Raw genomic sequence first — 19,355 nt, 5'->3', positions numbered from 1 at the left:
GATTAATAACTTAAGCAAGTACGATAATTGGCAATATCACGAAAAAGTGGACTATCAACCTCAGAGGGGGGCAAAATTTCTCCAGTAATCCATGTCAGCAAATCACGATCATCAAAAGACATAATATACTCAAGCTCAGAGAGCGTTCTATCATTCATCCCAGTAATATGAGCATCGACATAATGTCCAAAAATGAGATCCATTTCACGAATACCGCGATGCCATGCACGAAAAATCAATCGACGACGACGAGCATCTAATTGATTTTTGTCAACGACAAAAACTGTCATAAAAAATCTCCTTGAATAAAGTAATATAAACTATTCAATTAGTCGTATAAAATTTGTACCTTGCTTTAAGGAAGTTCTATAATCTTTTGTTCTTTAAGTGTAATTCGACGATGCATTTGCTTAGCCAAAGCGTAATTATGTGTTGCAATAAGAGCAGAAAGACCCGACTGACGAACAAGGATAGATAAAGCTTGAAAGACATAAGCTGAAGTTACTGGATCAAGATTTCCTGTAGGTTCATCAGCCAAAAGAACCGAAGGGCCATTTGCTACTGCACGTGCAATAGCAACACGTTGTTGTTCTCCTCCCGATAACTCTGAGGGACGATGGTTCGCACGATGAGAAACACGCAGATACGTCAATAATTTGCGCGCACGATCTTCTGCTATAGATTTTTTTAATCCTGCTATCATTTGCGGTATCATGACATTTTCTAACGCCGTAAACTCTGGAAGTAAATGATGAAATTGATAAACAAAACCAATATCATTCCGTCTTATAGCTGTTCGCTCACTATCAGAGCGCTTTGCACAAGAAACACCCCGTAACATCACATCACCAGCTGTTGGTTTTTCTAATAATCCAGCAATATGAAGAAGTGTTGATTTTCCAGCACCAGATGGTGCAACAAGTGCGACAAGCTCTCCACGATTAAGAATAAAATTCGCTTTATCTAAAACAATGAGCGGCTTATGGCTCTCGAAAAAGTGTCTTTCAATCTCTACAAGCTCTAAAATAGCTGTCATTATTCATACCTCAAAGCTTGTACGGGGTCTAGCTTAGCAGCACGCCATGCCGGAATGAGAGCAGCAAGAAACGACAAGAATAAAGCCATCATAGCAACCAAGATGGTCTGTTTCCACTCAATTTGTGCAGGCAATTTTGTTAAAAAATAAAGTTGAGGATTAAAAACATCGACATTAAATAACCAAGATATAAAATCTTGGATATGATTAATATTCGCGGTCGCGATAACACCTAAAACTAAACCCAATATAGTTCCAATAAAACCAATCATCATTCCTGTAATGATAAATATACGCAAAATCGCACTCTGTTGAGCCCCCATCGTGCGTAAAATTGCAATATCATGACTTTTATCTTTTACAAGCATAATCAGCCCTGAAATAATATTTAAAGCAGCAACAAGAACGATCAGAGAAAGAATGAAAAACATAACATTTCGTTCAATCTGTAAGGCTGAAAAAAAAGCCTGATTGCGTGTACGCCAATCAATTAAATAGACCTGTTGTTCAACTGCTTTTTCTACAACAGGTTTTATTTGATCAACAGCATCAGGATCATTTAGAAATAATTCCAAAGACTGAACCTTATCTCCCAAATTAAAAAACATTTGTGCTTCATGGAGAGGCATAAAGATAAATATTGAATCATATTCAGACATACCAACTTCAAAAATAGCAACGACTTTATAAGCTTTCACACGTGGGGTAACGCCAAAAGGAGTCTCATCACCATCTGGAGTAATAATACGAATATCTCTTCCAACTGTCAGTCCTAATTTTTCTGCTAAGCCACTTCCAATTGCAACACCTTCTTCTTGATCAAACCGAGAAATCGATCCTAATTTAATGTTTTGAGAGACTGTTTTAAGCTTTTCTAGATCTTGTTTGCGCATACCACGAACTAACGCGCCAGAGCCACCTTGAACTTCACCTTGAACAAGCGCTTGACCTTCAATAACAGGTAAAGCAAACTTCACACCATTTGTAGTTTCTAAAGAAGAAATAAGAGTCTTATAATCAGAAAAACCAGAATCAACTGTTTGAATAATAAGATGCCCATTCATACCAAGAATACGATTGAGAAGTTCTGTACGAAAGCCATTCATCACCGCCATAACAACAACCAGAGCAAATACGCCCAACATAATCCCAATAAGAGAAATAATTGAAATAACAGATGCAACGACATGTTTTTTATTGGGAATCATATAACGAAAAGCGATCATCCACTCATAAGATGAAAAGCATTTGTTTTTCAGCCTCTTCATAACATTTCCTATTAAATTATAGAAAGTTGGCTGAGCACATCTTCAACCTTTAGAGATTTTTTTATTCCTGTTTTTCGATCTTTAATTTCAACTTCATTTTGTGCAATGCTGTTAGGGCCAACAATGATTTGCGTTGGCAAACCAATCAAATCCATTGTTGCAAATTTTGATCCAGGACGTTCATTTCTATCATCTAATAACGGATCAAAACCAACCTCCTTTAATCCCTGATAGAGAAACTCACATGCCTGTGTGCATTTTTCATCATCGGGTTTCATATTGATAATCCCAAAATCAAACGGTGCCATCGACTTTGGCCAAATAATACCATTTTCATCATGAGAAGCTTCAATAGCGGCCGCAACAAGACGCGAAGGCCCAATACCATAAGATCCCATAGAGACCACATGCTCTTTTCCATCTTGTCCCATAACTTTTGCTCCCATTGGAGCAGAATATTTAGTACCAAAGTGGAAAATATGACCTACTTCAATACCACGCGCTGAAAGACGATTATGATCAGAAACTTTAGCCCACTCCTCTTCATTATGCATTTCTTCCGTTGCTGCATAACAAGATGTCCATTGCTTAACAATATCATCTAAAACAGCTTTATCACTAAAATCGATTGAACTATCTGGAACGGTAAGTTCAAGAAACTGTTTATCACAGAAGATAGCACTCTCTCCTGTTTCAGCCAAAATGATAAATTCATGACTGAGTTCCCCCCCTATTGGACCTGTATCTGCACGCATAGGAATTGCTTTTAATCCCAGGCGAGAAAAAGTGCGTAAATAAGCAACAAACATACGATTATAAGATGTTTTAGAGCCTTCATAATCAAGATCAAAAGAATAAGCATCTTTCATTAAAAATTCTCGTGCTCGCATCACACCAAAACGTGGACGAATTTCATCACGAAATTTCCATTGAATATGATATAAATTCAGCGGAAGATCTTTATAAGAACGAACATAAGAGCGAAAAATATCTGTTACCATCTCTTCATTGGTTGGACCATAAAGTAAATCACGCTTTTGACGATCTTTAATGCGGAGCATTTCCAAACCATAATCATCATAACGACCGCTTTCACGCCAAAGATCAGCAGACTGAATTGTAGGCATCAATATTTCTATTGCACCCGCACGTTCTTGCTCTTCACGAATAATTTTACAAACTTTATCAAGCACTTTTTTTCCCAAAGGAAGCCAAGAATAAATCCCTGATGTTTGTTGTCGAATCATTCCAGCGCGCAACATGAAGCGATGAGAAACAATTTCTGCTTCTTTAGGATTCTCTTTTAAAAGTGGAAGGAAATATTGAGAAAGACGCATTGAAATAATTAACTCCTAATCAGATCTATCATATCGGAACAATTTATCACACTCTCTATTCATCTATAGCCGCATTCTGAATACTTGCAAATATAACGATCTTATCATTTAAAAATTTATTGTGCTTTATTCTCTATTTTTCTTATTTAGCAATAAAATAAAAATGCTCTTCTCTTTTTAAATAACGTAATATGAAAGTTCTTTATTTTGACCGATGTAAAAAAACTGTACAGATAGGTTTTTTTTGCCAAATTTCATGAACAGCCGCTCTCACTGCACGTCGTGTTGCCTCTCGAATAAGTTCATTATTTTTCTGTTTCATGCGTGGGATATTATAAACTGTATTTTCTACGATATCTAAAAGAATATCTTTTAAACTTTTCCCCTTTCCATTACTTTCAGGTAACCCTAATATTGTTAGACCTATATCCCCTAATAATTCATGCTTACTATTTATATGGAGAGAAATAGTAACATGACCAGCATAACTTAGTTTGCGGCGCTCACGAATCCCTAATTCATCTTCATCTCCAATTAAGCAACCATCCTTATAGATGCGGCCAACAGGAACTTGATCAATAACTTCTACAGGCTTTGGTGCAAGGCGTAAAATATGTCCATTTCTGATATCCGTAACAGTTTTAATACCTGCTTGACGTGCTAAAGTTGCCTGAGCCTTAAGATGCATTGCTTCCCCATGTACAGGGACAAGTATTTGTGGCTTTATCCAATCATACATCTGTAAAAGTTCTGAACGACGTGGATGGCCTGAAACATGAACAAGCGCATCTTCATTCGTAATAATTTCAATACCCAAATCAATGAAACGATTTTGTACCTCAATAATCGCTTTTTCGTTTCCTGGAATACTTCGTGATGAATAAATAACGGTATCACCAGCGGAAAGTGCAATATTTTTCATTCCATCACGTGACAGTTTAGCCAAAGCTGCACATGGCTCACCTTGGCTCCCAGTGACAATTAAAACAAGATCTTTTCGCGAGATATAGCCATAATCATCTTCCGTTACAAATGGCGCTAAACCATTCATATAACCAAGCTCTTGTGCAACCATAATACTTCGCTTAAGGGAACGCCCAATGACAAGCACCTTACGTCCAGCAGCTTCAGCTGCAAGAGCAATAGAACGTATCCGACCAATATTAGAAGAAAAAGTTGCTATCGCAACGCGCCCTTCAGCTTTGGAAATAATCTCAGAAAGACTGGCTTGAACTTGCTGCTCTGATGGAGATATACCATCCCGACATGCATTTGTGGAATCACAAAGTAATGCTAAAACACCTTTTTTGCCTAAAGCACGAAATCTTTTTTCATCGGTTACAGCCCCGAGTGAAGGGGTATGATCAATTTTCCAATCACCAGTATGAATCACAGTCCCCAAAGAGGTTGTAATTGCTAAAGATACAGATTCTGGTATTGAATGGTTAACGGCTATAGCCTCTACAGCAAAGGAACCTACCTGAAAACAATCACCAGCTTGAAAAATATTGAGTAAAATTTTTTGAGATTCAAAATCTAATTGTTTTTTAGTTTCCAATAACCCTGCCGTAAAAGGCGTACAGTAAATTGGCACTTGTAACTTTGGACATAAATCAAGAACGGCCCCATAATGATCTTCATGTGCATGTGTTAAAACAAGACCCCGTATATTATGTTTTTCACTTTCTAGGAAACGAATATCAGGCAAAACAAGATCGACACCTGGTAATTCAGAACCAGCAAAACTAACCCCCATATCAACCAGCAGCCATTCACGAAGACTTTGGGGACCAAATCCGTAAGCAGCTAAATTCATCCCTATCTCACCTACACCTCCCAGAGGTAAAAAAACAAATTCATTCTTATTGGCTGCAACCATAAACATCTCCCAAATCATTAAGGTATCTGATGGTAAAATAATTTTTCAATAACGACCTGCATTAATAGAATCAGCGGAACCAAAATGAACATCTCCAGCTGTTATAATGGCTGTCTGACCGTCTTTTCGCTTTATGATGCAGTTAAAATCACTATCAAGACCATCAAAAATACCCTCAATGACTTTTTCATCATTCACCACTTTGACATGTTTTCCAAGGTGAGCGGAATATAAAAGCCATTTTTTTCGGATTATTTCACATCCTTTTGGTTGTTTCCAAAGAAGGTAATTTTTAGAAAAACACTCCGTCAAAACCGTAAATAATTGTTCTGCATCAATATGCAAACCGATATTCTTTAAGCTTGAAGTGGAATAAGGTGCATCTTCATAATTATATTTCACATTTATTCCAATACCAATAACCAAGGCATATTGTTGTGATGACAATTTTAAAATCTCAAGCAAAACTCCAGAGCTTTTTTCTCCTTTGAGAAAAATATCGTTTGGCCATTTTAAGCTCACAATATTGTTTGTCTGCTTTTCCTCTTTTATCAATTGTTTTATTGCCTCTGCCACACTTACTCCAGCAACAAAGCCAAGTTGAGCCGCAGTTTGATGAACAATATCATCAATTAATAAAAGACTAGAATAAAGGTTCCCTTTTGGACTAGACCAAGTCCTCCCTCTTCTTGCTCTTCCCTGTGATTGTTCTTGTGCAACAATCCAAAGATTACCTTGATGACCAGTTTTCGCTTTTCGTTGCGCAATGAGATTTGTTGAATCAACACTATCGTACGCTTCAACAGTGTATCCCTGTTTTTGTGCAAAATCTGATAAAGTATAAACCATATTCATTAAAACAATGCTGTTGCTGCTTTTTCTGCTAGCTCAGCGAACCAAACTCCAAAAAGCGCGTAAAATAAAATAAAGAATACAGAAAGACCAAGACAAAACTGAAGCTCATTCGATAAAGCAACAAAATGCGCTTTTGCATCATCAAACCACATAATTTTAATGACTCTCAAATAGTAAAAAGCCCCAACGACAGACGCTATCATCCCCACGACAGCAAGTGGAGTAAGTCCAGCGTGGACAGCCGCAGAAAATGTATACCACTTTCCAAAAAAACCAGCCATAGGAGGTATGCTTGCTAAAGAAAAAAGCTGTATTGTCATCACAACAGCCATAAAAGGATTCGTCTTTGCTAACCCTGAAAGATCATAAATATTTTCAACATTGCCATTCTGAGAGCGCATTCCAAGAATAAAGGCAAATGAACCAATCGTCATTCCAAGATAAATCGTCATATAAAGAATAACACTTTTTACTCCTAGCATATCTCCAGCAGATAAACCAACAAGTGCATAGCCCATATGACTGATCGACGAATAAGCCATTAAGCGCTTAATATTATTTTGACCAATTGCAGCAAAAGCACCCAGTATCATTGATGCAATCGCCATGAACACCAAAATTTGTTGCCATGCAGGCATCACGTTATCAACACGCCCTAGGGGAATAAAGGTCATCACAATAATACGGATGATTAAAGCCATTGCAGCAACTTTAGGGGCACCAGCAAAAAATGCTGTAATCGGTGTGGGCGCTCCTTCATAAACATCAGGTGTCCACATATGAAATGGAACAGCAGAAATTTTGAAAGCCAAACCAGCTAAAATAAAGACAATTCCAAAAATGACCCCCAATTGTACATTCTTACCTTTTAAAGCAAGAGCAATTTCGTGAAAACCAATTTGACCGGTAAAACCATAAAGTAAAGAAATACCATAAAGAAGCAACCCTGAAGATAATGCTCCTAAAACAAAGTATTTTATACCGGCTTCAGAAGATTTCACATTATTACGATTAATCGCTGCTAAAACATATAAAGCTAAAGATTGCAATTCTAACCCCATATAAAGCGACAGCATATTACCCGCTGAAATCATAAACATCATTCCAAGGGTTGCTAAAAGAACAAGCACTGGAAACTCAAATATATTAAACTTTTGTGCATTGGCAAAACCAACAGACATGATAAGAGAAAAGAGTGCACCAATAAGCATTAAAATTTTCATATAACGACTAAAGGAATCGATAACGAGCGCATTGGTTTGAAATGAACCATTTTTCGGAAAAACTATAAGAATAATAATGGTTGCCACAAGAAGTGCCATGGCTAAACCTGTCACTGTTAAAGAAGCACGTGTATTGGAATAAACACCAATCATAAGTAGCACGACAGCTCCTAATGCAATTAAAAGCTCTGGAAGAATTAAGACTAATTGCGCTATTATTTCAGTTTGCATGTGCATTCTTCCCTTATCTAGTGCAGTTTATTGATGAGGGTTTCTACGGAAAACGCCGTTGCCTTAAGAATAGGCGTTGGATAGATACCAAAGAATATTGTAAGAATAACCATTGGATAAAGGAGGAATTTTTCTCTTAAAGAAAGATCTATTAATACTTTTAAATTCTCTTTATCCAAGGAACCAAAAACCACACGCCGATAAAGATAAAGGGCATAGGCTGCCGATAAGATAACACCTGTTGTTGCTAAAACAACAACCAATTTATTTACTTGAAAAACACCTATTAAGGTTAAAAACTCACCCAAAAATCCTGAGCTTCCAGGCAAACCAACATTTGCCATAGTGAAAATTAAGAAAACAACAGCATATTTAGGCATATTATTCACTAAACCACCAAACGCTGAAATTTCACGTGTATGCAAGCGATCATAGATAACCCCAACACAAAGAAACAATGCTGCTGAAACAATTCCATGGGATAGCATCTGATAAATAGCCCCTTGTATCCCCTGTTCATTTGCAGCAAAAATACCCATTGTCACATACCCCATATGCGCTATTGAAGAATAAGCAATAAGTTTTTTGATGTCACTTTGAACAAGTGCAACCAGTGATGTATAAATAATAGCGATAAGCGATAATGTGAAAACAAAAGGCGCAAAATCTGCTGAAGCGATAGGAAACATAGGCAAAGAAAAACGAAGAAAACCATACCCACCTAATTTGAGTAAGACACCAGCTAAAATAACGGAACCCGCTGTCGGTGCTTCTACGTGAGCATCAGGGAGCCATGTATGAACTGGCCACATTGGCATTTTAACTGCGAAAGAAGCAAAAAATGCAAGCCATAGCCATATTTGCATATGAGCAGGAAACTGATAATTGAGTAAAGTTGGTATATCAAGTGTCCCAGCCTCCCAATACATAACCATAAGAGCAACCAGCATAAGCACTGAACCAAGTAAAGTATATAAGAAAAACTTTATACTTGCATAAACACGACGTGCTCCTCCCCATACACCTATAATGATAAACATTGGAATAAGGCTGCCTTCAAAAAAAACATAGAATAGCATTGCATCAAGAGCACAAAAAACGCCAATAATCGCAACTTCTAGAAGAAGAAACGCAATCATATAAGCCTTTAATCTCTCTTTAACATTCTCCCAACTTGCTAAAATACAGAAAGGCAAAAGAAAAGCCGAGAGAACAACAAAAAGAATAGAAATACCATCAACCCCCATATGATAGCTAATACCCCCCCCTAACCAACTGGATTTTTCAACCATTTGAAAATTTTGGTTGCTAGAATCAAATCCTATCCAAATAATTAAAGAAATAATAAAAACAAATAGAGTCGTAAAAAATGCGACATTACGTATATTATGGCGTGCTACTTCACTATCATCTTTGATAAACAAAATCAGAAGCACACCAACAAGCGGCAAAAATGTAACCGTAGAAAGAATAGGCCAATCGGTCATTAGTTTACGCCCCCGATCATCATCCATGTAATGAGCAATGCAACGCCGATAAGCATTGCAAATGCATAGTGGTAAAGATAGCCTGTTTGCATTCGAACAACTCTATTTGTAATATCAACAACACGCGCTGCAATACCATTAGGACCTAGACCATCAATAATCTTACCGTCTCCCACTTTCCAAAGAAAAGAACCAATTCTAAAGGTAGGACGAACAAACAAAAAGTTATATAATTGATCGAAATACCATTTTTGGTAAAGAAAGTTATATGTTCTTGGCATAATACGAACCATTTTCTTAGGAAGAGATGGGATAGAAACATAAAATAAATAAGCTAAGATAAACCCAAGAAGCATCGCTATAAATGGCGACCATTTTACCCAATTAAAGACATGGTGGGCATCATGAAGAATGTGATTATGGCTGCTTGTAAATAATGCTCCCTTCCAAAAAGCATTATACAACTCACCAAAAAAGTAAGGTTGGAAAACGACACCAGAAAATATTGCTCCAATAGATAAAAGAAAGAGTGGAATCAACATAACTGGAGGCGATTCATGAACATGATGCATCACATCAACTGTTGCCCGTGGTTTACCATGGAATGTCATAAAGATAAGCCGCCATGAATAGAAACTTGTTAAAAAGGCAGCAAAAACAAGAAGATAAAAAGCATATCCTGAAGCAATATTATGAGATGCAAAAGCAGACTCTATAATCGCATCTTTTGAGAAAAAACCTGCAGTCCCGAAAAGTGTTCCTGGAATTCCAACACCGGTCAAGGCAATAGTCCCGACCATCATCATCCAATAGGTGACCTTTATATGTTTGCGTAACCCACCCATTTTTCGCATATCTTGTTCATCAGATACAGCATGAATCACAGAACCTGCACCAAGAAACAATAAGGCTTTAAAAAAAGCATGCGTAAAAAGATGAAAGACAGCAGCGCCATAAGCTCCAACACCTAATGCCACAAACATATAACCAAGTTGAGAGCATGTAGAATAAGCAATAACACGCTTAATATCATTCTGCACCAACCCCACAGTTGCTGCAAAAAACGCTGTTGTTGCACCAATAATAATAATCACGGTCAAAGCAGTCGAAGAAAGTTCAAAAATTGGTGACATACGCGCAACCATAAAAACACCAGCCGTTACCATCGTAGCAGCATGAATAAGCGCTGATACAGGGGTTGGTCCTTCCATTGCATCAGGCAGCCAAGTATGTAAAAGAAATTGTGCGGATTTTCCCATCGCACCAATAAATAATAAAAGACATGTAATGGTAATTGCCGTCTGCCCATCAAATTGCCAATCTAAAAATGTCACATTTTGTATAAAGCTCTTGTCGGCAGCTTTTGCAAAAATAGAGGCAAAATCAACCGATTGGAACAAAACAAAAATACTAAAGATTCCTAAGAGAAAACCAAAGTCTCCAACACGGTTAACTACAAAAGCTTTCATTGCGGCCTTATTAGCAGAATCGCGCTGAAACCAAAAACCGATGAGTAAATAAGAAGCAAGTCCGACACCTTCCCATCCAAAAAACATCTGAATCAAATTATTGGATGTGACCAACATAAGCATCATAAATGTAAATAAAGAAAGATAAGAAAAAAAACGAGACCTTGAAGGATCATGATGCATATAACCAATTGAATAAATATGCACCAATGCCGAAACACTGTTTACAACAATAAGCATGACAGCTGTTAATGCATCAACATGTAAAGCCCAATTAAAGCTTAAGTCACCAACAGTCATCCAATGTAATACCGATACATCAATCGCTGGAATATGACCAAGTGCAGTACTGAAAAATGCTATCCACGATAATATGGCAACAACAACCATAAAGCTACATGTTATCAATTCACTCGCACGATCTCCTATCGTTTTTCCACCTAGTGCAGCAATTAAAAAACCCAAAAGCGGAAGAAAGACAATCGTATAATACATCACTGGTTAGCCTTTCATTACATTAACATCTTCAACCGCAATGGAACCACGATTACGGAAAAAAACGACCAGAATTGCTAAACCAATGGCAGCTTCAGCAGCTGCTACGGTTAAGACAAATAAAGCAAATACCTGACCAACGAGATCATGAAGAAATGCTGAAAATGCAACAAAATTGAGATTAACTGAAAGCAATATAAGCTCAATGGACATCAAGATAATAATCACGTTTTTTCTGTTGAGAAAAATTCCAGCAATACCAATTGTAAACATCAAAGCAGAAACAGTGAGATAATGTGTAATATCAATATACATCTACATAGCCCCCTTATATACCTTTGCCTGATTCAACTTGTTTGATTTCAATAGCACTTTCTACCGTTCTAGAAACTTGCTCCGCAATAGATTGCCGCTTTACTCCTAATTTATGACGAAGTGTTAGAACAATAGCTCCAATCATTGCAACCAATAAAATCATTCCAGCAATTTGAAAATAGAAAACATAATCCGTATAGAGAATATCACCTAATGCTTGTGTATTTGTTCGCTGGGCTAAATCTGGCATTGGTTGCGTAACATGCGTTCTCAAGATTGGAGAAAAATAGCTACTCATAAAAACAACAATCAATTCTACAGCGATAATAACACCAATAAGAGCTCCAATAGGAGCATACCGAAGAGTTCCACTCTTTAACTCAGCAAAATCAACGTCAAGCATCATAACGACAAATAAAAATAAAACAGCGACAGCTCCAACATACACAACAAGCAGAATAAGCCCTAAAAACTCTGCCCCTGCAAGTAAAAACAAAGCTGCTGCATTAAAAAATGCGAGGATTAAAAACAAAACAGAATGCACTGGATTGCGTGCTGTAATAACAATAACTGCACTTGTTAGCATAATAAAAGCAAACAAATAGAAAAATGCCGCCGCTAGATCTGTTAGCATAGGCTTCTCCTTAATTATTCAAACAATTGGTATAAACTTCATACCAGATTACAATTTATCGGAAAAATATCCGACACCTCATTTAACGATACACTTAACGATAAGGCGCATCCATCAATATATTTCGAGCAATTTCTCGCTCCCAGCGATCTCCATTCAATAAAAGCTTTTCTTTATCATAATAAAGTTCTTCACGTGTTTCCGTCGCAAACTCAAAATTTGGACCTTCGACAATAGCCTCAACCGGACAAGCTTCTTGACAAAAACCACAGTAAATACATTTAACCATATCGATATCATAACGGACAGTTCTACGTGTACCATCATTGCGCCGTGGCCCAGCTTCAATTGTAATCGCTTGAGCAGGACAAATCGCTTCACATAATTTACAAGCAATACACCGTTCTTCACCATTTGGATAGCGACGCAATGCATGCTCACCGCGAAAACGCTGAGATACAAAACCTTTTTCATAAGGATAATTAATCGTGGGCTTTGGTGAAAAAAATTGGCGCATAGCTAAGAAAAAAGCACTCACAAATTCCAATAGAAGAAGTGACTTTGCCGCCTGAATGAAACCTGACATCGTAAAATCTCCTCTTAAACGAAATCCGTAAACTTTAAAAAAGCAGCAGTTATCACAACCATTGCTAGTGAGAGAGGAAGAAAAACCTTCCAACCAAGCCGCATGAGCTGATCATAGCGATAACGTGGAACAAATGCTTTAACCATAGCAAACCAAAAAAATACAAAACAGACTTTTAAAACAAACCAAATGATACCAGGAACCCAATTAAGCCACCAAACATCTAAAGGAGGCAGCCAACCGCCTAAAAATAGAATGGTTGTTAATGCGCACATTAAAACAATCGCAACATATTCACCTAAAAAGAAGAGCATGTAAGGCGTTGAAGAATATTCTACCATATGACCAGCAACAAGTTCAGATTCTGCTTCCACCAAATCGAATGGAGGACGGTTTGTCTCTGCAAGCGCAGAAATAAAAAATATAATAAACATTGGAAAAAGGACCAACCAATTCCAATCGAGAAAACTGTTAAAAGGAAGACCAAGAGTTGTACCAAAACCATGACTTTGTTTAAGAACAATTGTTGTAAGATCCAACGAACCACTCACTAAAATAACGGTCACAAGCACAAAACCAATGGAAACTTCATAAGAAACCATTTGTGCCGCCGAACGAAGAGCTCCTAAGAAAGGATATTTTGAATTTGATGCCCATCCCCCCATAATAACACCATAAACTTCAAGAGATGAAATAGCTAAAATATAAAGCAAGCCAACATTAATCTTCGCAACCTCCCAACCCTCATTGACAGGAATAACAGCCCAAGTTGATAAAGCAAGTGTCGCTGAAATAAAAGGAGCCAAAAGAAAAACCCCCTTATTTGCACCTGCTGGGATAATAGGTTCTTTCACAACAAATTTAATTAAATCTGCAAAAGACTGTAACAATCCCCATGGACCAACAACGTTTGGTCCACGACGCAATTGTACCGCAGCCCAAATTTTTCTATCTGCGTAAAGAAGGTAAGCAACTAAGATCAAAAGAACGACCAAAAGAAGAAGTGTTTTTCCGATTATAATGAGTAATGGCAACAGCCAAGTCATAAAGAAATCATACATCATTATTCTTTTTCCTTTGCCCTTACTTTACAGTACAGTTTGCGTAGAACGATTTTTTGCAAGAGATGAACATTTAGCCATAACAGCAGAAGCACGTGCTATCGGATTTGTTAAATAAAAGTCTTTAACCATAGAAGTAAATGTTTGACTCTCGAGAGAAACCATTTTTGAACCAAGCGCCTTAAGACCACTTATATCAGAAGGCACTATATCATCAACAGCACAAAGGTGTGGATAATCATTAAACAAGCATTGCCTTAATTGAGGAAGAGAATCAAAAGGGAGTTTTTGTCCTAAAATATCCGATAAAGCACGCAAAATAGCCCAATCTTCTTTTGCTTCACCTGGAGCAAAACCAGCCCGATTTGTCATTTGAACACGTCCTTCTGTATTCACATAAAGCCCTGATTTTTCAGTGTAAGCAGATGCAGGCAAAATAACATCAGCAGCATGTGCACCATTATCACCATGGCTCCCAATATAAACTGTAAAAGCTTTTGTATTGGCTAATTCTACTTCATCAGCACCAAGCAAAAATAGAACTTCACAGGTTTTAAGTATATTTGCAACCCCAAGCTTAGAAGTAAAGCCTATGTCTAACCCTCCAACAATCGATGCTGCATTATGAAGAACCCCAAACCCATTCCATGTCTCACTAAGAGCACCAATATTATCAGCTAATTTAGCAAGACTTTTTAAAACAGATAAACCTTCATTTCCTGAAACAGCCCCCTCTCCGATAAGAATAAGGGGCCTCTTCGCTTCTTTTAAGACATTAAAAAAAACATCCTCTCCACGAATAAGTGTCGTTAATGTATCACTCCCAGATCCAAGGTAAGAATAAGGATAACGTAAATCGACTTTCTCTCCAATTAATGCAATAGGAAAATTGCCCATCCGTTGGCGCTTTAAAATACGCGCATTTAAAACAGCTGCTTCATGACGTGGATTAGATCCCACAATAAGCAGTGCATCAGCCTGTTCAATACCTACAATTGTAGGATTAAAAATATAACTCGAGCGTCCAAACTCTGGCGATAAAGCCCCCCCTCTTTGACGACAATCAAAAAGCGTTGAGCCCAAAGAGCTCAATAATGCTTTAAGGGCATACATTTCTTCAACAGAAGCAAGATCTCCAGCAATGGCTCCAATTTTTTCTGGAAAAATTTTAGAGATCACCATTTTAATTTTTGCAAAAGCTTCTGTCCAACTGACAGGTTGAAGCTTTCCATCTTTGCGTATATATGGCTTATCAAGCCGCTGAGTCCGTAATCCATCCCAAATAAAACGCGTTTTATCAGAGATCCATTCCTCATTTACATCTTCATTCGTACGCGGCATAATCCGCATAACTTCACGGCCGCGGCTATCAATACGGATAGCACTACCAAGCGCATCCATCACATCAATCGATTCCGTTTTTACCAATTCCCACGGACGGGCATGAAACGCATAAGGTTTTGAAGTTAAAGCTCCCACTGGACAAAGATCAATAACATTTCCCTGTAATTCAGATGTCATAGCTTTTTCAAGATACGTCGTAATTTCAGCATCTTCACCACGACCGATCAAACCAAGCTCAGAAATACCTGCAACTTCCGTTGTAAAACGAACACACCGTGTACAATGAATACATCGTGTCATAACAGTTTTGACAAGAGGTCCAATATATTTATCTTCTACAGCACGTTTATTTTCTGTATAACGAGAACAATCTCGTCCATAAAGCATTGCTTGATCTTGAAGATCACACTCTCCCCCTTGATCACACACTGGACAATCCAAAGGATGATTAATGAGAAGAAATTCCATAACACCTTCACGTGCTTTTTTTACCATCGCCGTATTGGTAAAAATTTCAGGTGCTTCACCGTTAGGCCCTACTCGTAAATCACGAACCCCCATAGCACAAGAAGCCTGAGGTTTTGGAGGACCACCCTTAACCTCAACTAAACACATACGACAATTTCCAGCAATTGATAAAGATTCATGAAAACAAAAACGTGGCACTTCAACACCCGCCGCCTCAGCAGCCTGAAGCAACGTGTAGTAATCAGGAACTTCAATCTCTTTGCCATCAACTTTGATATTTATCATCACCCATCCAACCTGCGGATAACCCACTTAAAATTTGCATTCGGTTGCTCTTAGAACAAAATCCGTTATTAAACCGCTTCTAAAGCAATATTTTTGCTTTGGACTACATTTCGCGTGTATTCATCAATTCTACGCTCGATTTCCGGACGAAAATTACGTATCAACCCCTGTACAGGCCATGCGGCAGCATCACCAAGCGCACAAATAGTGTGTCCTTCAACCTGTTTAGACACTTCAAACAAAAGATCAATCTCGCGTTTTTGCGCTCTTCCTTCAACCATACGCCCTAAAAGACGCATCATCCACCCCGTCCCCTCACGACACGGTGTACACTGTCCACAACTCTCGTGCTTGAAAAAAGCAGCTATACGCCAAATTGCCTTGATAATATCGGTTGATTTATCCATAACAATCATTCCCCCTGTGCCAAAAGAAGACCCGACATCTCTCATCCCATCAAAATCCATGATCGCATCGATCATATCCTCACCACGAACGACTGGACAAGAAGCCCCCCCTGGAATAACCGCTAAAAGATTATTCCATCCACCACGAACACCACCCGTATGTTTTTCAATTAATTCACGGAATGAAACACCAAGAGCGTCTTCAAATGTACAAGGTGCATTAACATGCCCTGAAACCATAAATAATTTTGTTCCAACATTATTTGCTCGTCCAATTGATGAAAACCACGAAGCACCCCGCCGCAAAATCGTTGGAACAACGGCAATAGACTCTACATTATTTACTGTTGTTGGACAGCCATAAACCCCCATATTGGCAGGAAATGGTGGCTTAAGCCGAGGTTGCCCCTTTTTTCCTTCAAGACTTTCAAGAAGAGCCGTTTCTTCACCACAAATATAAGCACCAGCTCCATGATGAATAACAATATCACAAGCATGCCCATATTTCGTTTTTTTGCCAAGTAACCCCGCATCATAGCACTCATCAACGGCAGCTTGAAGCGCTTCACGTTCACGAATATATTCACCACGAATATAAATAAAAGCAACATTGGCTCCCATAGCAAAAGTAGCGATTACACATCCTTCAATCAAAGTATGGGGGTCATGACGTAAAATATCACGGTCTTTACAAGTTCCAGGTTCAGATTCATCGGCATTGACAACCAAATAATGAGGACGCCCATCATTCTGCTTTGGCATAAAGGACCACTTCATTCCAGTAGGAAAACCAGCACCACCACGACCGCGTAAACCCGATGCCTTCACTTCGTCAATGATCCAATCACGACCTTTGTCAATCATCTCTTTCAGACCATTCCAATGCCCACGCAACATCGCAGCCTTTAATGATTTGTCTTTTAAGCCATAAATATTGGTGAAGATACGATCTTTATCAGCTAACATACCTCACCTTTTTTCTATTACCCATAGCATTTTCCGCTTTTCCTCAAATGCAATTTTTAAATATCTTTTCAAGACTTCTTACTTTTCGTTAAATGTTGCCATCATGGGTAGAATAATAAAATATTTTTTCAAGAAAAATACTTAATTATGTTCCCATTCTTTCCTTATCCTTTTTTGGTGAAGACTTGAGAGATCTTTTTTTCTTTCTCATCATCAATAAGAGAAGTTAAACCACTAATCGGTTCCGACGATTTACGACTATTTTGTGGACCAACCGCTATCTCAGAACTTTCACCTGCTTCAAATGCATCAATAATTTCTTCAAGGCGTTCAGCTGTAAGATCTTCATAAGTATCTTTAAAAATCATAACCATCGGAGCATTAACACAAGCACCAAGACACTCTACCTCTTCCCATGATAAGGTTCCATCCTGATTGGTCGCAAAAGGTTCATGATGAATTTTTTTCTGACAAACTTTAATCAATTCATCAGAACCACGTAACATACAAGGCGTTGTACCACAAACTTGAATATGCGCTTTTGTTCCAACAGGCTTAAGCTGAAACTGAGTATAAAAAGTAGCAACTTCTAAGACACGGATATAAGCCATGGAAAGAATCTGAGCAATATGCTCAATCGCAGCACGTGTCACCCAACCATCTTGCTCTTGAGCGCGCATTAATAATGGAATTACAGCAGACTGCTGACGCCCTACAGGATATTTTTTTATGGTATTTTGTACCCATATCTGATTTTCTTTTGTAAAAGAAAACTCAGCCGGCTGATAAACATCATCTGCAAGACGGCGTACGGACATTAGCGATCAACCTCCCCAAAAACAATATCAATCGAACCCAAAATAGCTGTAGCATCTGCCAACATATGACCTCTGGTTAAAAAATCCATAGCTTGGAGATGAGCAAACCCAGGAGCACGCAACTTGACACGATAAGGCTTATTGGTCCCATCAGAAACAAGATAAACACCAAACTCACCCTTCGGAGCTTCCACAGCAACATATACTTCTCCAGGAGGTGTATGAAAACCTTCCGTATAGAGTTTAAAGTGATGAATCAGTGCTTCCATCGAGCTTTTCATTTCACTCCGCGTCGGTGGTACGATTTTGCGATCCAAGCTCGAAATCGGTCCATTTTTTTCAGTACTCAGTAAACGCTCCACACATTGGCGCATGATTTTCGCTGATTGACGCATTTCTTCCATACGAATAAGATAGCGATCATAACAATCGCTATTTTTACCTACAGGAATATCGAATTCCATTTCATCGTAACATTCATAAGGCTGACTTTTACGCAAATCCCATGGAACACCAGCTCCACGAATCATAACCCCAGAAAAACCGCGTGCCCAAGCTTCATCAATACTTACAACGCCAATATCCACATTACGCTGCTTAAAAATCCGATTTGGGGTCACAAGCGCATCAAGTTTTCCGAGAGAAACAAGAAATGGATCAATAAAATCACCAATATCTTCAACTAAAGATTCTGGTAAATCTTGATGCACGCCACCGGGACGAAAATAATTTGCATGAAGACGAGCACCACAGGCACGCTCATAAAAAATCATCAACCTTTCACGTTGCTCAAACCCCCAAAGCGGTGGTGTTAAAGCGCCAACATCCATTGCCTGTGTCGTTACATTAAGCAAATGATTAAGAATACGCCCAATTTCAGAAAACAAAACACGTATTAATTGCCCTCTTTTAGGAACTTTAATATCTAATAACTTTTCAATAGCAAGAACAAAGGCATGTTCCTGATTCATAGGAGCAACATAATCCAAACGATCCAGATAAGGACCCGCTTGAAGATAAGTCTTTGTTTCCATTAATTTTTCAGTACCGCGATGCAACAACCCAATATGTGGATCTACACGCTCAACAACTTCACCGTCCAACTCCAGAACCATGCGCAAAACCCCATGCGCGGCAGGATGCTGCGGACCAAAATTGATATTAAAGTTTCGAACATTGACCTCAGCCACA

At 38.3% G+C, this 19,355-nt stretch carries 16 protein-coding genes and 1 pseudogene; all 17 read right to left on the bottom strand.

The window, feature by feature from the left end:
- Positions 1-2: 2 nt before the first annotated feature.
- Positions 3-290 carry a succinate dehydrogenase assembly factor 2 gene (locus tag ACFILN_RS09285; RefSeq protein ID WP_273791268.1) on the bottom strand — a complete coding sequence of 96 codons (288 nt, stop codon included), beginning with the start codon at positions 288-290 and terminating at the stop codon, positions 3-5.
- 65 nt (positions 291-355) lie between these two features.
- Complete coding sequence (locus tag ACFILN_RS09280; RefSeq protein WP_273791269.1) at positions 356-1,036, bottom strand: ABC transporter ATP-binding protein; 681 nt, start codon at positions 1,034-1,036, stop codon at positions 356-358.
- The gene (locus tag ACFILN_RS09275) at positions 1,036-2,304 is read right to left on the bottom strand and encodes a lipoprotein-releasing ABC transporter permease subunit (protein ID WP_273791270.1); all 1,269 of its coding nucleotides are present in this window, start codon (positions 2,302-2,304) and stop codon (positions 1,036-1,038) included. The genes ACFILN_RS09280 and ACFILN_RS09275 overlap by 1 nt, the downstream gene beginning before the upstream one ends.
- Positions 2,305-2,315: 11 nt before the next feature.
- Positions 2,316-3,641 carry a proline--tRNA ligase gene (proS, locus tag ACFILN_RS09270; protein ID WP_273791271.1) on the bottom strand — a complete coding sequence of 442 codons (1,326 nt, stop codon included), beginning with the start codon at positions 3,639-3,641 and terminating at the stop codon, positions 2,316-2,318.
- A 202-nt stretch (positions 3,642-3,843) separates the two neighbouring features.
- Entirely contained in the window at positions 3,844-5,520 is a 1,677-nt protein-coding gene (locus tag ACFILN_RS09265) for a ribonuclease J (protein ID WP_273791272.1), read from the bottom strand.
- Between the two features lie 45 nt (positions 5,521-5,565).
- Entirely contained in the window at positions 5,566-6,375 is an 810-nt protein-coding gene (locus tag ACFILN_RS09260; RefSeq protein ID WP_375671381.1) for a biotin--[acetyl-CoA-carboxylase] ligase, read from the bottom strand.
- On the bottom strand, positions 6,375-7,829 hold the full coding sequence (gene nuoN, locus ACFILN_RS09255; RefSeq protein WP_375671379.1) for an NADH-quinone oxidoreductase subunit NuoN: 1,455 nt from the start codon (positions 7,827-7,829) through the stop codon (positions 6,375-6,377). The genes ACFILN_RS09260 and nuoN overlap by 1 nt, the downstream gene beginning before the upstream one ends.
- Before the next feature lie 17 nt (positions 7,830-7,846).
- Complete coding sequence (locus ACFILN_RS09250) at positions 7,847-9,316, bottom strand: NADH-quinone oxidoreductase subunit M (protein ID WP_273791287.1); 1,470 nt, start codon at positions 9,314-9,316, stop codon at positions 7,847-7,849.
- Positions 9,316-11,280 carry an NADH-quinone oxidoreductase subunit L gene (nuoL, locus tag ACFILN_RS09245; RefSeq protein WP_375671411.1) on the bottom strand — a complete coding sequence of 655 codons (1,965 nt, stop codon included), beginning with the start codon at positions 11,278-11,280 and terminating at the stop codon, positions 9,316-9,318. The genes ACFILN_RS09250 and nuoL overlap by 1 nt, the downstream gene beginning before the upstream one ends.
- Positions 11,281-11,286: 6 nt before the next feature.
- Positions 11,287-11,595: an NADH-quinone oxidoreductase subunit NuoK gene (nuoK, locus tag ACFILN_RS09240; RefSeq protein WP_273791275.1), complete on the bottom strand. Its 309-nt coding sequence runs from the start codon at positions 11,593-11,595 to the stop codon at positions 11,287-11,289.
- A 13-nt stretch (positions 11,596-11,608) separates the two neighbouring features.
- Positions 11,609-12,229 carry an NADH-quinone oxidoreductase subunit J gene (locus ACFILN_RS09235; RefSeq protein WP_273791276.1) on the bottom strand — a complete coding sequence of 207 codons (621 nt, stop codon included), beginning with the start codon at positions 12,227-12,229 and terminating at the stop codon, positions 11,609-11,611.
- Positions 12,230-12,323: 94 nt separating this feature from the next.
- Complete coding sequence (gene nuoI / locus ACFILN_RS09230; protein ID WP_273723184.1) at positions 12,324-12,815, bottom strand: NADH-quinone oxidoreductase subunit NuoI; 492 nt, start codon at positions 12,813-12,815, stop codon at positions 12,324-12,326.
- Positions 12,816-12,829: 14 nt separating this feature from the next.
- The gene (gene nuoH, locus ACFILN_RS09225) at positions 12,830-13,876 is read right to left on the bottom strand and encodes an NADH-quinone oxidoreductase subunit NuoH (protein ID WP_375631158.1); all 1,047 of its coding nucleotides are present in this window, start codon (positions 13,874-13,876) and stop codon (positions 12,830-12,832) included.
- A gap of 27 nt (positions 13,877-13,903) precedes the next feature.
- Positions 13,904-15,973 carry an NADH-quinone oxidoreductase subunit NuoG gene (gene nuoG, locus ACFILN_RS09220; protein WP_375631155.1) on the bottom strand — a complete coding sequence of 690 codons (2,070 nt, stop codon included), beginning with the start codon at positions 15,971-15,973 and terminating at the stop codon, positions 13,904-13,906.
- A gap of 68 nt (positions 15,974-16,041) precedes the next feature.
- Positions 16,042-17,346: an NADH-quinone oxidoreductase subunit NuoF gene (nuoF, locus tag ACFILN_RS09215; protein WP_273791278.1), complete on the bottom strand. Its 1,305-nt coding sequence runs from the start codon at positions 17,344-17,346 to the stop codon at positions 16,042-16,044.
- Positions 17,347-17,491: 145 nt separating this feature from the next.
- Positions 17,492-18,164 (bottom strand): annotated as a pseudogene (nuoE, locus tag ACFILN_RS09210) (NADH-quinone oxidoreductase subunit NuoE).
- Positions 18,164-19,354 carry an NADH-quinone oxidoreductase subunit D gene (locus ACFILN_RS09205; RefSeq protein ID WP_273791280.1) on the bottom strand — a complete coding sequence of 397 codons (1,191 nt, stop codon included), beginning with the start codon at positions 19,352-19,354 and terminating at the stop codon, positions 18,164-18,166. Before ACFILN_RS09205 ends, nuoE begins: the two are co-directional and overlap by 1 nt.
- Position 19,355 lies beyond the last annotated feature (1 nt).

It is taken from the genome of Bartonella sp. CL434QHHD, from assembly GCF_042195145.1.
In the GTDB taxonomy this organism is placed as follows: Bacteria; Pseudomonadota; Alphaproteobacteria; order Rhizobiales; family Rhizobiaceae; genus Bartonella.
The sequence above is the reverse complement of the archived record's forward strand: the minus strand, read 5'-3'. Positions and strand labels throughout refer to the sequence as shown.